Annotated in this window: 7 protein-coding genes; 2 read left to right on the top strand and 5 right to left on the bottom strand. The window is 69.4% G+C overall.

The genetic code is table 11. The annotated features are described in order from the left end of the window. Positions 1-5: 5 nt before the first annotated feature. Both ACW14Y_RS34905 and ACW14Y_RS34900 read right to left on the bottom strand, forming a co-directional pair. Positions 6-722 (bottom strand): hypothetical protein, encoded by a 717-nt coding sequence (locus tag ACW14Y_RS34905; RefSeq protein WP_380302559.1) that lies wholly within the window; start codon positions 720-722, stop codon positions 6-8. Between the two features lie 78 nt (positions 723-800). Beyond that, positions 801-1,250 (bottom strand): MarR family winged helix-turn-helix transcriptional regulator, encoded by a 450-nt coding sequence (locus tag ACW14Y_RS34900; RefSeq protein ID WP_456984734.1) that lies wholly within the window; start codon positions 1,248-1,250, stop codon positions 801-803. Positions 1,251-1,359: 109 nt separating this feature from the next. Between ACW14Y_RS34900 and ACW14Y_RS34895 the strand changes: the two genes are divergently transcribed. Further along, on the top strand, positions 1,360-1,764 hold the full coding sequence (locus ACW14Y_RS34895) for a nuclear transport factor 2 family protein (protein ID WP_456984733.1): 405 nt from the start codon (positions 1,360-1,362) through the stop codon (positions 1,762-1,764). Positions 1,765-1,785: 21 nt separating this feature from the next. On the opposite strand, the gene ACW14Y_RS34890 is transcribed toward ACW14Y_RS34895, so the two are convergent. From ACW14Y_RS34890 to ACW14Y_RS34880, 3 genes are all read right to left on the bottom strand, one after another. After that, entirely contained in the window at positions 1,786-2,946 is a 1,161-nt protein-coding gene (locus tag ACW14Y_RS34890; protein ID WP_456984732.1) for an AI-2E family transporter, read from the bottom strand. A 221-nt stretch (positions 2,947-3,167) separates the two neighbouring features. Continuing rightward, the gene (locus ACW14Y_RS34885) at positions 3,168-9,284 is read right to left on the bottom strand and encodes an AAA family ATPase (RefSeq protein ID WP_456984731.1); all 6,117 of its coding nucleotides are present in this window, start codon (positions 9,282-9,284) and stop codon (positions 3,168-3,170) included. 58 nt (positions 9,285-9,342) lie between these two features. Continuing rightward, positions 9,343-11,700: a hypothetical protein gene (locus ACW14Y_RS34880; RefSeq protein ID WP_456984730.1), complete on the bottom strand. Its 2,358-nt coding sequence runs from the start codon at positions 11,698-11,700 to the stop codon at positions 9,343-9,345. A gap of 690 nt (positions 11,701-12,390) precedes the next feature. Between ACW14Y_RS34880 and ACW14Y_RS34875 the strand changes: the two genes are divergently transcribed. After that, complete coding sequence (locus ACW14Y_RS34875) at positions 12,391-15,120, top strand: hypothetical protein (RefSeq protein ID WP_402725233.1); 2,730 nt, start codon at positions 12,391-12,393, stop codon at positions 15,118-15,120. The last annotated feature ends 1 nt before the right edge of the window (position 15,121 follow it).

The following is a 15,121-nucleotide window of genomic DNA, read 5'->3' as shown; positions in this document are numbered from 1 at the left end:
CCCGGTCACCCGGCCCGCACCTTGCGCTCCGGTCGGCCGGTCTCCGGATCGAGGGCGACCACGTACACCTCGCCGCCCCGGGTCGCGAGCCGGATCCGGTCCGGGCCGTCCCACTCCGCCGAGGCCAGCGCGTTCACGGCGTTGACACCGTCGAAGAAGCCGGCCGGCCACCGGTGCGCGGTCAGCCCGGAGCCCTCGTCCACGGAGACCCACCACATCGGCTCGATCGTCGAGGCGCCCTCGTGGATCACCAGGCTGCGGTCCGGCCGGCCCGGCGCCGGTCGGTCCGCGGTCTTCTCCGGCATGTCGCCGAACATCAGCATCACGAGGGGTGATGTCACCATCGCGCCGGTGAGGAACAGGGTGATCAGCACTGCCCTGACCGGCACGGAGAGGATCCCGATCAGGATCGCGAGGCTGGTCAGCACCACGATCGCGGCGCCGACGGACAGCGGGTGGTAGGCGACCTCGACGACCACCGCCGGCCCTCCGTCCTGGCTGGCCAGCATCCCCTCGTACATCAGCGCGACCAGCGGCGCGACCGGCACCAGCAGTCCGAGTGCGACGAGCCGATGCCTGCCGCGCGACCAGCGGCGCCGGGCCGGGGGCGCGGATTCCTGCGGCACCGCCTCCGGCTGACGGTCCGGCGCCGACTCCTCGGCCGGCCGCCCGCCGTGCTCGTCCGCTGTTCCGCTCTCGCGGACCGTTCCGTCATCGTCCATTGTCCCGCCCCCGGTCATGACACCCCTGTCGCATCGGTCGATCCCCGTGGAGAGGCTATTGGGCAGCGGGTGGCGGGTTCAGTCGGGGGCGAACGGCCCCTCGTCGAGGAAGCGGCGCAGCAGGCGGGCGAAGGTGCGGGCGTCCGCCGGTGGCCAGCCGGCGAGGGAGGTCTCGATGTCGGCGGCCAGCCGTCGGCGGGTCACGGCGACGGTGGCGTGGCCGTCGTCGGTGAGCGCGAGCAGGGTCGCGCGGCCGTCGGCGGGGTCGGGGCGGCGTTCGAGCAGGCCGGTCCGCTCCAGGCGGTCGGCGCGGCGGGTGACGGTGGTGCGGTCGAGCCCGATCTCGCGGCCGAGGTCGGCGGCACTGAGGGGGCCGGTGCGGGCGAGGCCGCTGAGGACCGGGTAGGTGAGGTCGTCGACCCCCTCGCCCAGCCCCTCGGTCAGCCGGGCGTGGAGGTTGGCGCGGGTGCTGCGCCGGAGGAGCAGCCCGAGGGCCTCGGCGATGTCCTGTCCTGTCGAATCGTTCACCCCTCCAGATTAGCGTGCGCTAGGCACGCTTCGCCTGCTACAGTCATAAGCGTGCTCAAGGCACGCATCGAGTGTCAGGGAGACACTCGTCATCCCACCGGAGGAACCCGTGAACGCCACCGCCACCCACACCGACATCCGCGCCGCCCTCACCGACCTCCTCCTCACCCCGGGCCTCGACCTCGACGAGGCCGCCGACCGGCACTTCGCCCCCGACTACCGCCAGCGCACCGACGGCAGCTGGGCGGACCGCACCGAGTTCCTCGCCCACATCGCCCACCTGCGCACGGTCGTCGCCGGCGGATCGGTCGCGGTGCACGACGAGCTCGCCGACGGCGACCGCTACGCCGACCGGCACACCATGGAGGTCGTCAAGACGGACGGCTCCACCGTCCGGATGGAGGTCTACGTCTTCGCCGAGTTCGCCGCCGACGGCCGCTTCCGCCGCATCGAGGAGACCACCCTCATGCTCGAAGGCAGCGACGCCGACCGGAACCTCGGCAGCGCCCGCTGAACCGACCGGGCCCGGCGCGGGTCACCGGCGCCGCCCCACCGGCACCGAGGCCGCGGCCCCCGGCCCGGGTACCGTCTCCTCCCCCTCCACCGGACCGCGCCGGTCGGCGTAGACCGCCCAGAGCACCGAGACCAGGGGCACCGCGACCACGGCGCCGATGACCCCCGCCGCGATGCTGCCCGCGAGCACCGACACGGCGACCACCACCGGGTGCAGGCTGACCGCCCTGCTCATCACCAGCGGGTGGAGCAGATGGCCCTCGATCTGCCCGATCACCACGATCAGCAGCAGCACGACGATCGCGATCACCGGCCCCCGGGCGGCCAGTGCCACCACCGAGGCGACCAGCATCGCGACCGGCGAGCCGACCAGCGGGACGAAGGAGGCGAAGAACTCCAGCACCGTCAACGGCAGGGCCAGCGGCACGTCCAGGAAGTACAGGGCTATGCCGACCATCACCGCGTTGGTCGCGGCGACGACGAAGATGCCCCGGGTGTAGCCGGCGAAGGTCCGCCAGGCGACCCGGCCGCCCCGGTCGAGGCGATCCCCGGCGGCGGCCGGGAACTGGGCGGCGGTCCACCGCCACATCCGGTCCCCGGAGTGCAGGAAGAACACCGACATGAAGACCGCGAGCGCGGCCCCGGTCCCCACCTCGACCAGCCGCCCGGCGCCGCTGAGGGCCGTGCTGATCAGCGTCGAGCGGTGCTCGGAGACGAAGTCGGCGACCTTCCGCTGGAGGTCGTCGAAGGTCGAGGGATCGAGGTGGAGCGGCGCACCCTCCAACGCCTTCTCCAGCCGGTCCAGACCGCCCTGGAACTCCCGGCTCAGCCGGTCCACATCGGCCGCCACGGTCTCGCCGATCAGCGCGAGCAGGCCGGCCGGCACCAGGATCGCGACAGCCAGGCCGATCAGCACGGCGAACGGACGCGGGACGACCCGCCCGGCCAGATCGACCAGCGGCCGCACCACCGACGTGATCACCAACGCGAGGAAGGCGGCCAGCGTGATCAGGTGGAACCGCCCCAGCACCGTCAGCACCAGGTACGCGGCCACCGCGACGACGAGCAGCCGCCAGGCGTAGTCGGAGAGCCGCCGCAGCACAGGACCCGCACCGGCCGGGCCGGTCGCCGAACCGGCCGCCGGTCCGCCCGGGCGCCGAGGGCCGGGCCGCCTCACCGGCATGCCGCACCACCACCCGGCGCGGAGCGCCTTCCGGGGAGTCCTCCGGTACTGCTGGGGTGCGAGAGCGGCATGAACCCTGGATAGCCGGTCCACCACCCCCACGCCGTGCTCCCGCGCCGACGGGCACCCACCCGGCCGATCGGACGGGCCCCGGCGGATCCCGACGTATCCAATACGAATGCGGGTCACTCCACACGGGCGGTGGAGTGACCCGCACCTGATCAACCGATACCAGCCCGCCTCCAAGCCTCCCGAAGGACAGCCTCGAGGTGGTGCTTGCCATCAGCGGCCACGTCGAAGACCTGGAGGGCACGCAGCAGACGGAGTGCGTAGGCCGCGTCCATCGAGTCGCCGTCGGTGTCCGCCTCGATCGCGGTGTGCAGGTCGTCCAGAGTCATGCCGTCCGCTGTCATGAACTCCAGAACGGCCCGGTAGCCGGCCCACTGCGCACTCTGCGGAACCAGGCCTGCCTCTACCAGGAACTCGCGTGCCCCGTCGACGTCTTCGAGACCCGCCGTTGCCTGACGCAGCGCCCTGTCCCCGTGCAGCCCCTCGTCCAGCGCGGCGGACAGTTTGTGGACCAGTACCGGCCAACCGCCTGTCCGGTCCCGGAGCTGTTCCAACTGTGATTCGGAGGTGAACGCCTCCTTGTCCTGGGCCCACGAGCGCAGCCCGTCCGAGGTGAACCGACGCAGGGAAACCGAATCGACCTCGATGCCGTGGCCCTGACTGTCACCGTAGGCGATCGCCCAGAGCAGCGGTTGCTCGGGCCCGGCGATGATGACCGCTGAACGGGTGACACCGGCCGCAGTCGGGGTGCGCCGGACGGCGCTCTCCAACGTGCCCCGGCATGCCTCCTCGGACGGCGTCTTCACCCTGAGGTCCGACACCACAACCCGCCGCTGGCCCGGCTGACCCACGACGAGCTCGCGATCGAAGTCCGATCGCTTCGACACATGCGGCATCTCCCAGCCGGTGGCTTCCGCGACGTCCCGCAGAGCGGCGCCGACCCGGTCGATCCCGGTAGCGACGGTGCCGATGATCAAGCGGGCCTGGTTCCCGTGCCCGGGAAGCACATCGGCGATCTGGTCCGCAGTGAGCGGGGAGTGCGACTGGCCGTCCCGTGACCGGTGCCGCGCCTCGAACTGGCTGAAGTGCTCCGCCACCTTTCGACTCGACGCTTCCTCCAGCTCGGCCTCCACCATGCCCAGATTACCGATCATGCTCAGTGCGTTGGCACTGCGCAGGTGCCAGCCGCGGTGATCGGGATCCGGCGCGAGCACGCCGAGCCCTTCCATTTCGGAGAGGTAGGCACGGAACTGGTCGGTGTCCAGGTTCTCAAAACCCTCCGGCCACCAGTACGTGCACGCTTCCCGCAATTGGAGCTGGCTCAGCTTGGCATCCAACCCGAAGTGATGTGCGTGGTGGGCCACCACATTCGCAATCACGTTGTAGCGGGAGTCGAGTCGCAGCGTGTCATGGAACGCCTCGGTGATGCTCGCCCTGAGGTCCCGGTCCGATTGGACCTCCTCCACGTCGGCGCGCGTGATGGTGTAGGGCGGACCTGACGCCACGCTGGTTCGCTTGACATGCATGGTCTGCACCAACCGATGACCGAACATCTGGAGCAGGAACGGCTGGTACGAGCAGTGCCCCAGAATGCGGTGCACCAGGGCGGGTTCCTGGAATTCGTAACCCAGCACGGCAAGCGGCTCGATGAGCAGCTTTGCCGCGTCCTGCGGCCTGAGCGGCCCGATCACCGTGGGTCGCTGCGCGAGGTGGCTGAACGGGCTGTTGACCGCGATCTTCGCATATCGCTGCACCGAGTGGAGGCCCGCGAACACCACCTTGACCCTGTCCTCCGTCTCCGCACCGAGGTCACGCAGCCTGCGGGTCTCGGTGAACTGCGGGGAGTCGGACTCGAAGAAGCCATCGGCCTCGTCGAGCATGATCAGCAGTCCTCGTTTGGTGTCCTCGTTGAGCCAGGCCTTCATGCCGTCCAGCACGTGCTGGTAGGCCAGTACACCGTCGGCCTTGACCCTTCGCGGCAGGACGAGCCCACCCCGCTCGATGAGCCGTCGGCCGATCCGGTCCCAGACCGTGGCCGAGGGAGCGTTGGTGCCGGTGAACGTCGAGTCGAGCGAGAGCAGCAGGCTGAACCGCGAGTCCGGGACCTGCGCCTCGTACTTCCGCCCGGCCTGCTTCAGCAGCGCCGACTTGCCCAGCCCCCGCCCACCGAAGACCACCTGGTCACCGGTGGCCCGTTGAACCGAGCTCAGCTCCTTGTCACGGCCGAAGAACATCTCCTCGGAGACCGGAGCACGTTTACCCATGACGTACGGATTGACCGCGGAGAACGGCAGCAGGACACGCATCGCGGAGTCAAGACGCTGATTGCCGCAGGCCGCCAGATGAGCAAGTGCGGCGTCGTCCAGAACGACTGTTGCCCGCCGTCCACGAGCACTCTGCGCCGCAAGGACGCTGCGATCGCGTACCGAGAGGGTACCGAAATAGGCAACGACCAGGCTGTCGTCATTGGGGTCCTGCTGCATCCAGGACGTCAGCGTCTCGGCCGAGGGCCGGTCCCAGACCAGCATCACCCGGAGGCTCCCGCGCAGGCCAGACCCGAACGCCGGCACCAGGGCCGAACCGATGTAGTCCACGGACGGAATGTCAAGGAAGCGGTAGCTGCCCGAGCGCGGCTGGTCGACTCGCTGCGGGCCCTTCTTGCTGCTGTAGCCGATCAGCCGAAGAGCTGGCATCAACAGTTCGCTCTCGCGGACACCCTGGGTTCGCGCGCTGCCCTTCCGACTCGCCAGGTCCGCCCAGCCGGCCAAGGCCTGTGCGCTCTGCTCCGCAATCTCAGGCGACAGGGCGGAGTAATCGAGCGCCTCCAGCTCAAGAAAACGCTTCTGCTGGCGCACAGCGTCGATCAGCTCCCGGGAGATGCCCGTCCCGGCCAACTCGGTCGGCACCTGCGGGAAAAAGGCCGCCAGGCTCCGGTCCTTCGAGCGGGTCTCGGGAATGCTCTCCCCGTTCACCAGATTGGAGATGAGTTCATCGGCTGTGAGCAGATCACCAGTGTCGATCAGCTGCTCCACGCGCTCCTGATCGTCGGCGTGAAGTCCATCGATCTCCCGAAGCCGAGTACGCAGCGCAGCCGAATGACTTACGTGCGCCCGATTGAGCTCCCCCGAGAGGGCCTCGAGTTCACGTCGGACACCGGCGAGGTCGCAGTCCGGTTCGGGCACGGCGTCCTGGATACGGCGCTCGAACGCGCGCTCCCGCTCCTCGGTGAGGGCACCGTCCACACGGGCCCGCCGGAGGCTCTCCTCCAGGCGCTGGCGGGTTTCGCGCAGTTCCTGCGCGACCTGCTTGCCGCTCTCCAGTACGACTGTGCGCAGCCGCTCCGACGGCGAAGGCTGCTCCCCGAGGCCCGGAAGCTGCCGCTTCGTCCACAGGTCGAGGAGCTGATGCGCCGTGGCGAAGTGTTCGTGCGCCGTCTGGGACCGGACCGCCTCCTCCCAAGAGCGCTCTGCCGCCTGCGCCAGTTCCACGGCCGGGACCTCGGGGTACCGCACGCTGCCCGTGGCAGCATCCACAACTGCTCCGGGAACCTTGAGAAGTTCGGCGTGCAGAGCGAGCTCCGCCGGGAGCTCGATGTCGTCGAGCCGCGCCACACCCGACAGCAGGTCGAAGGTCCGGGCGAGCGACGTCACGGTCGCTTCCAGGGTGGCAGCGGCGACGACGTCCGCTACGGCTGCCTGCTCGCGTACCTCGCGGAGAACGTCTTCGCGGAGACCGAGTACTACGGATCGCATCTCCTGGACCTGGTCGGCACTCCAGTCCGAGTCTCGGGCGCCGAGCTCTCGGGCCAGACGGCACCACCTGTCGACCAAGGCCAACCGGTCTGCCGTGTGCCGCAGCAGATCCTGCCGGGCCGGTCCTTCCAGGCGACTGCGGGCACCCGGTGACATGAGCTCGCGATCCATCCGGTCCAGCCTGGACTGGATGACCGCCGGGTCGCGGAGCTCGCGCACAGTTCGCGAAAGCGCTTCGAGTCCAGTTCTGTTGTCGTCGACCGCGTGCCGCAGAAGCGACCCGACCAGACCCTTCTCGGGGTCCCACCAGTGACGGACGATCTTGTTTCCCCGTGGAAAGCGGATACTCGGCGCCTGGTCGAGCCCCTGCCTGCAGTCCTCCCTGGCATCCTCCAGCGCGCGCTCGAGCTCAGCCGAGTCACGGGCCAGCGCAAGCGGCGGAGAATGCACCAGCAAGGACTTGAGCGCGCGTTGGGCCACCTCGTCCGCCGCCTGGACAAGGCCAGGTGGAAGCCCGGTCGCGACTCTGCTGAGCGACGCACCGGCCTCGGAGTCGCCGGTGACGAGCACGGCGCGCAGAAGCGCTGCGGTAGCGAGAGCGGCGTCCGCCCGACTTGCCGTCAGATCATCGAGGTCCGGGCCCGCGAGCAGCGTGCGAATACGCGAGACGCTCTCGCTGCTCGCCGACCGCGCCGCCTCCGCACAGGCTGCCAGCTGAAGCGCGGCGATCCGCTGCGACGGTTCACCGAGGCCGGCGGCCAGTGACGCGGCGAGGCCGTAGCGCTGTGCCGAAACGAGGCCGGCGAGACACTTACGGGATTCCGGGCTCGGGCCCTCGGCGGAACCGTCGGCCGGCGTCGACTGGTGGCGGGCGGAAGGGGCGTTGCCGATGGCACTGACCGTTTCCGCTGTCGGCTCGGGCTCCGCCGGACTCAGGCCCAGTGCGTCGGCCGCCACCGACCGAGCCCGGTCGATCGTCTCGGGAAGCTGCTCCGTCGACTGCGGCTCGACGACGGCCGGGCTCACCGCTGCTTCACCAGCCATGGTCACATCACCGCTGCCGTGCCCGCCTCGGCCGACCGACGCCGTGGAGTCGCGTTCGCGCCGAGCGGCCGCGGCACTCTCCGGCTCGGGCACGGGGGTTTCGAGTGCGGGCTCCGACAACACAGGCTCCTGCTGGGCGGCCTCCGCCCTGTCCTCGCCGCCGGACTGCAGCAGCAGCTCCGTGTAGCGCCCGGCCGGATAGGCGAGCCATCGGCTCTTCGCCGCGGTTGGAAGCAACGCGAGGATCTCGGCGGGGTGACGGTCGGCTGCGTGGAGCTCAACCATGGTCAGCAACGCGTTGATCGCCTCGGCGTCCTCCTGGTGAGCGAGACTCCAGTCGGCGGTCCCCGCGATGACGCGAGCCCTCTCCCGCGCGGCCTCCAGATCCTGGGCGAGCGCGGCATCACCCGGCCGACATTTCAACCGTGCCACCTCACCGAGTCGTTCGCGGAGGGGCGCCGAGGTCAGACGACTCACCGCGGCGTCGGTCGCCCGTGTGAAGCTCACCAGGTCCGACGTGGTCGGCACCACGCCATGCGCGGCAAGGGCAAGAACTGCGGCGTCGAAGGCGGCGGCCACTTCGAGCAAGGCCGCCAAGTCCTCGTCCATCGGGCGGGTCTGCCGGGCTATGGCCTCAGCCGTTCGCCGGGCAGGATCGACGGCTGCCTGCAGTTTGTCGGCCACCTGCCGCAAAGAGCTGTTCAGCTCCTCGACGTCGGGCAGAGCGGCACTGTCGACTCCCGACTCGACCTCATCAGCGGAGCCGGCCCGGTCCGTCGATCTGGGAGCGGAAGTGTTCAGCGGCTCCTCCTGATCCCCGTCCCGGTCCATCCCTGTCGTGTCCGGAGCCAACTCCACCACCCGCTGGGCAGCCGCCAGGGCGACTTTGACCGGGATCCCCATGTCGACCATCCATGGCTGCAGCATGGCCCACGACCACAGATGGGCATCGTCGATACTCACCTCGAGCCGAGTCCAGGCGGTCAACCGCAGCAGTGCGGGACTCCAGCGGTGTGTGAGGGGCCGTGAGGCGTCCTCCGGAACACCCCCGGCGTGACGAAAGCCCGCCAGTGCCAGGTCGTGAACGACCGGATACGTCAAATGACAGGCGGCCGAACGCGCTCGCGACGTCTCCGGATTCCGCTGCAGGCGTGTCAGCACATCGCGGCACAGGGCCCGGTTGACTCTGGCTCCGTCAACTGGAATGCGGAGCGTGCTCAGCAGGTTGCGACGCCACTGCACCGGCGTCGAGTTGAGAGCGTGCTCAACGTCCGCCTCGGTGAGCCTCGCGAGGGCGACCGCCAATGGCTTGGGATCCCCCTCCCATGCGTCTGTCAGTGCGGTCGACAGAGCCTCAAGGGCTTCGAGCAGTTCCCCGGACACGTTTCCTGAATCCGGAGATCGGAGATCCACGGAAAACGGTGGGCCGTCCTCCAGACCGCTGGCAGCACGGAGTTGACGGGGCAAGGTCATGCAGGCTCCTCCTGAGGCAGGTAATGGTGCGGAGGCAAAGAGAGCAATGGCTCCCTGGTCAGCGTCCTCGCTTGTGTGGGCGCACATAGGTGAATCCAGGTGGCAGTTGAGCCGGACCGGTCAGCCGGAACCGTCGATGGTCCGCGTGATAGAGCGCCCGTTGTTCGTCGGTGGCCTGATGACCCAGATGCCCGATACGACGAAGGAATCCGGCCACGCCGTGCTCATGGACCTGCTGATCCGCCGCAGCAGATGTGTCCTGGCCACGATCGTCGATCGATGCCCCGCCCCGTGTCTTCACGCACCGCGGCGTGTAGCAGACGAGTTCTTCGAGGGTCTGACCCGTTCGAGGTGGATGGTACGTCCTCCCGTCGCTCCCCCGGCTGCCGCGCGCAACGGTCAGACAGCGGGCTGCGAGCAGACCGACGAGTACAGCCTCGACACGGTCGGCAGCCAGTTCGCTGCCGTCCATGACCGCGTCCACGGCTGCGGGGACGTCGGCCCGCGCCAGCATGGCCCGCCCGAACTGGTCAAGCAGACCGAGCCGTCGGACCGCCGTCATCAGAAGACGCTCTTCGAATGAATCATTCAAAGATCGGGCCGAGACCGGCTGCGCATAAACCCAGTCCCGGGTGAAAACCATCGGATCGTAACGGTGCCTGATGAGATCGCCGTCGACGGTCACTGGATGCGGCAGCAGGGTCGTTCGGGCGTACACCACCCTGCTGCCTCGGAGCCAGGTGAAGGAGAGCCAGATCCCGGGGAAGAGGTCCGGCGGCCAGGCGAGGCCGTCGAACCGGACGCTCCCCTCGCTTTCCGTCATGCTCGTGTCGTGGCAGGCTCGATCTGCCGGCAGCTCCTGCCCGGCGTGATGGATCACCACACGGACCGAACCGGCCGCGGCTCCACTTGTGCGGAATTCCGCCGCGATCTCCCGGGGCAGCGGCAGATACTGCTCCAACACGTGACTCAGTCGGAGCGGTTGGGCCCACTCGACCTGGCTGTCGTCCGCCGAGAGAAGAACCGAAGCGCCCAGATCGCTGTCATCGGGCCAAGAATCCGAATCCTCGACGTCCTTCTGCGCCGCCAGGTCCTCGGTGTCCGCCGAGCCGTGATCCTGCGGCAGTGAGGGCTCCGGACCGACTGCTTGCGGCGGGAACGACTCGGTCCAGCCTCGACCGACAGGTGCGTCCACCGAACCCTCCGGCGGTGCCTCGGCCACGGCGTCCCCCACATAGACCGCGCGCCAGACACCACCTCCCTGCCAGCGGTCGTCCAGACACAGTCGCACCCCCGAGGCCAACAGCCCGGTCGTCTCGTCGCCTTCGCGCCGCGCATAGTCGGACAGGACCGAGTTGGCATGGCAGACGGCCAGCGGATAGTCGGTGCCCCGAATTCGGTCCTGCCACGACGCACGACTGCGCAGCACAGGCCCCACCGCCGTGTACACCGGCTTCGGCCGCCCCACGCCCGCACGGCGCGCTCCCCGGGGAACAGCCTGGTTCGAGGCCGACTCGGCCAGCCGGAGGAGATCATCACGGTTCGGTGGGAATGGGTCCGAGAGCCGCTGTGCCATCGATTCGCGTGTGAACGCGTACTCCCCCCACACGCGCGCCGTGTCCAGCGAGGCCAGGCCCTGCCGCACCGTGGCCATCAGTCCCCTGATCGCTTCCAGGAGCGCGTCATCGCCGCTGCCGGGCTCGATCAGCGACAGAAGCGGCGACGGCGCCAGCGCGCTGGTGAGCTGAGCCCGGCCACGGGTGACGAGGTAGCGCGCGTAGTACTCGGCATCACCCAGGTCGGCGTCCACCAGCGCGTACCGGGACTCGACCACCAAGTGCTCGAACTCGTCCGTCCGACCTTGACGGCGCAGCCGCTGAAGCCGATTCGCGGTCGGCGCCAGGTCCTGACCGAACGCCGTGGTGTCGAACACCAGCCGCTCACGCAGGATCGGAGCTTCGCCGGGATCCAGTATCCCCGGTCCACGCGTTCCCGCCGGGGCGCCGGAGAGCCAGGCAGGTACCTCGCCGTAGGGACCGAGTTCGGGGTGCGCCCCCTCCTTGTAAACGACCTCCGCCGGCAGCAGGTCCCCACCTGTCCGGATATTGATCATCGCACCAACCGGCAGCGCCTCCACCCGTTCGCCGAGAGCAACCGAGGGGAAGTCGCCGATGTCCAGGGGGCCACCGACGTAGCCGCCCGCAGACAAGTCGTACCCGAAGTAGACAGCATTGAATGCCACGGCGGTGTGAACGGGTACGACACGCTGAGAGACGACCGCTTCAAGGTAGGCCAGCAGTCGCTTCCGCGCCGCAGGATCGCAGGAGTCCAGCCCGGAGATCATCTCCCGGGTGATCAGCGGAGCATCATCGTAGGGCTGCCACACGCGGTGGGCAATGACGTCCGATACGGTCACACAACACCTTCCATCGCCACCCCAATGGACCACAGAACGGGTGAGCTCGTGCGGCCCCCGGAAAGCGGGCCCCGACCCTCCCGCCCACAGGACTCGTCACGGGCGGGAATGTCGACCCGCGTACCGCTGCACGCGACCAGAACACAGAAATCCGGCCCAGCACTGCAGAGATACTCGCCGACAGCGATCGCGAAGTGCCGCCATCAGGCCCGAGGCGGGCATTCTCCCGGGACGCACGATGGCGAGTCGAAGGAGAGGTGCCGCACCAGTCGGCATCAGACTGCCGTTCGACATGCTCATTACAGTCCGTTCTTGGTGGTACCTATACGCCCGATGAGCACCAAACGCTCCAAACGGGCGGCTAGTTCGGGACTGACCCATTGTGCAACCGATGCCCTCGGTGTGGCAGCGCTTTGCAAAGATAGACGGGCCGACTGCTGAATCCGACCGGACGTCATCCCCATCGGGAGCACCCCAGCGGCCTCGCCGACCTCCCCTCCGCCAGGCGACTCGGACGCTCGCGCAGGTCAGTCGGGTCGAGGGCTTCACCACTGACCGGCGCGAGCACAGACGGTCGGACCTCCCGCCCGTTCCGCTGCTCGGCTCGACCATCACGCCGACAGACACCGAGAAGGAGCGGTGAGGCCGACAGCAGCAACAGAGCGGCGGTCAAGGCATCATGATTGACCCGTGGTTGTGCATCGCCAATGGATCGAAGGCTCAACGATCTACGGATCGGTCTTCCAACTGAACGACGTCAACGGCGGCCTGACGGTCAACCAGCAGCGTCCGCTCTACAAGATCGACGCCTTCCCGCTGGACCGGCGGGTCATCTCGACCGAGCAGGCGCGTCGGCAGCCGGCACGCCTGCTCTACGCCCGACACGCCCTGATCGACTTCATCGGCCGCAAACAGGAGCTGGCGGACCTGGCCGAGTGGCGCGACGGACCCGACGGTGTCTCGGTGTTCCTCATCCACGGCCCCGGCGGCCAGGGCAAGTCCCGTCTGGCCGCGCACTTCGCCGCCGCGAGCCGAGCGAAGGGGTGGCAGGTCATGCAGGCCCGGCACGCGACCGACCCCACCGCGGCTGTCCCGGGGAAACCGGGTACGGACACCGCCGGCGTGCTGATGGTCGCCGACTACGCCGAGCGCTGGCCGGTCGGGGACCTCATCGAGCTGATCATCGATGCGGTCCGCCAGGGACATCGGGCCAGGGTCCTGCTTGTCGCCCGCCCCAAGGGCACCTGGTGGCAGAACCTGGCGTACCGGCTCTCCGAGTTCGACCTGCCGACCTCTGAGCTCTTCGTACCGCCGCTCGCCGACCTGGAGAATTCGCCCGAGTCCTTGTACGCGGCGGCCAGGGCGCGCTTCGCGGAGGTGCTGGCCGTACCCGGTACGGAGGATCTGGCCCTGCCGGCCGGCCTGTCCGGCGACCCCGACTACCGGCAGGTTCTGGGTGTACACATGGCTGCGCTGGCCGCGGTGGAGGCCCACCGCCGCCGGGACGAGGCTCCCGACGGCGCTGCGGCGGTTTCCGCGTACCTCCTCACCCGCGAACGCGCGCACTGGGAGGCGTTGCACGACAACGGGCGGGTGCGCATCACTGCCGACAGCTTCGCGCAGGCCGTCTACACCGCGGTGCTGACCAATCCGCTCGACCACCGCGCCGGGCTCGACGCCGTCGACCGGATCGGCATCGGCACCACGGAGCACGCCGACCAACTCCTGAAGGACCATGCGGTCGCCTACCCGGCGGCCACGCCGGAGACCGTGCTGGAGCCGCTCTATCCGGACCGGCTCGCCGAGGACTTTCTGGCGCTGATGACAGCCGGCCACAACGTCGCCTCGTTCACCCCCGACCCTTGGACCGGAGGGGCTCCGCTCCGGTTGCTGTCACAGCCCTCCGAGTGGCAGGGCACAGCCATGACCGTCCTCGTCGCGGCCGCCGCCCGCTGGCCGCACGTCGCCACCCGGCAGCTGGCTCCGCTGCTCGGTGCACGGCCCGAGCTGGCCCTGGCCGGCGGCGGCGCCACCCTGGCTGCCCTCAGCGAAATCCGGCAGTTGGACGAGGCGACCCTGTCCGCCGTGGAACAGCGACTGCCTGCGGGAAGCCACCCCGAACTCAACGCGGGTATCGTCTCCCTCGTCCAGCGCCTCACCGACATACGACTCCCCGGCGCCACGGCCCAGCAGGAGCGGGCACGGCTGCTCGAAGCACTGGCCCAGCGCCAGTCCTACGCCGGCCTCCATCCGCAGGCGTTGGAGACAGGTCTGCGGTTCATGGAGATCCGCCGGAAGCTGGGCGAGCAGAACCCTTCCGCCCATGGCCCGCATTTCGCCTGGTCCCTCTCCGACGTCGGCGTCTACCTGGCCAAGAACGGCCGTCTGGACGAGGCCCTCACGGCAACGGGCCAAGCCGTCCGGGCCTTTCGGAATCTCGTGGACGCAGGACGGACGGAGCATCGGGACGGGCTCGCGACCGCGCTCTCCAACCAATCGGCCGATCTGGCGCAGTCCGGCCGTTGGAAAGAGGCCCTGTTCGCGATCGAGGAAGCCATCTCGATCCGCTTCCAGTCGATGGGCGACCAACCTGCCGGGGGCGACCCGAGCCTGGCCGCAGCGCTGTCGAACTTCGCCGTCTGCCTGGCCAGGGCCGGTCGACGCTCGGAGGCAGTCGACGCCGCCCAGCAGGCGCTGGCGATCCGACGGCAGCTGGTCGCCGCGAGCCCGGGCCTGCACGAGGCCGGACTCGCCGCTTCGCTGGTCAACGTGAGTGCCCGCAGACTCGAGATCGGCCACTTCCGCTCCGCCCTGGAGGAGGCGTCGGAGGCCGTCCGGATCTGGCGCGAGCTGGCCGAGGTGAACCCGGTCGCCTACGAGCACGATCTCTCGGTGGCCCTCCTCAGCCTGGCCACCGCGAGCTTCTCCCTGGGCCTGCAGAACGACGCGCTCGCCGCGACGGCCTCTGCGGTCGGGCTGTTGGACACACTGGCCGCCCGGAGTCCAGGTGTCCACGAGGTCGAGCTGGCCCTCGCACTGACGGTGGCCGGCACACGGCTGTTCACGGTCGGACGCCATCACGAGGCGCTGCGGGTCTGGGAACGGGCCGCCTCCATTCGCCGGCATCTGGCGACGACGGGCGGCACGGACGAGGCTCACGATCTGGCGCACCTGCTCTGGACGGTCGCCTGGGTCCACATGGCACAGTCTCGCGACCTCCCCGAGATGCTGGCCCTGATCGAAGAGGCCGTGGCCATCTACCGATGGCTCGCGACCGGGTCGGAACGGTTCCGCGACGAACTCCGCAACGCAACGGCGACCTGGGCGCGGATGCTCTCCCTGCTCGGACGCGACGAGGAGGCCCGGGACGTTCTGCGTGGGACGAACGAGCCGTCGCATCTCTCGTCCGGTCGCCAGTGAG

The sequence above is a fragment of the Kitasatospora sp. cg17-2 genome, assembly GCF_054031055.1.
The sequence above is the reverse complement of the archived record's forward strand: the minus strand, read 5'-3'. Positions and strand labels throughout refer to the sequence as shown.

What these genes read in the sequence shown, in the direction of transcription:
- ACW14Y_RS34905 (WP_380302559.1), bottom strand. Translation starts at nt 722, where the DNA reads ATGGACGATGACGGAACGGTCCGCGAGAGCGGAACAGCGGACGAGCAC.
- ACW14Y_RS34890 (WP_456984732.1), bottom strand. Translation starts at nt 2,946, where the DNA reads ATGCCGGTGAGGCGGCCCGGCCCTCGGCGCCCGGGCGGACCGGCGGCC.
- ACW14Y_RS34885 (WP_456984731.1), bottom strand. Translation starts at nt 9,284, where the DNA reads ATGACCTTGCCCCGTCAACTCCGTGCTGCCAGCGGTCTGGAGGACGGC.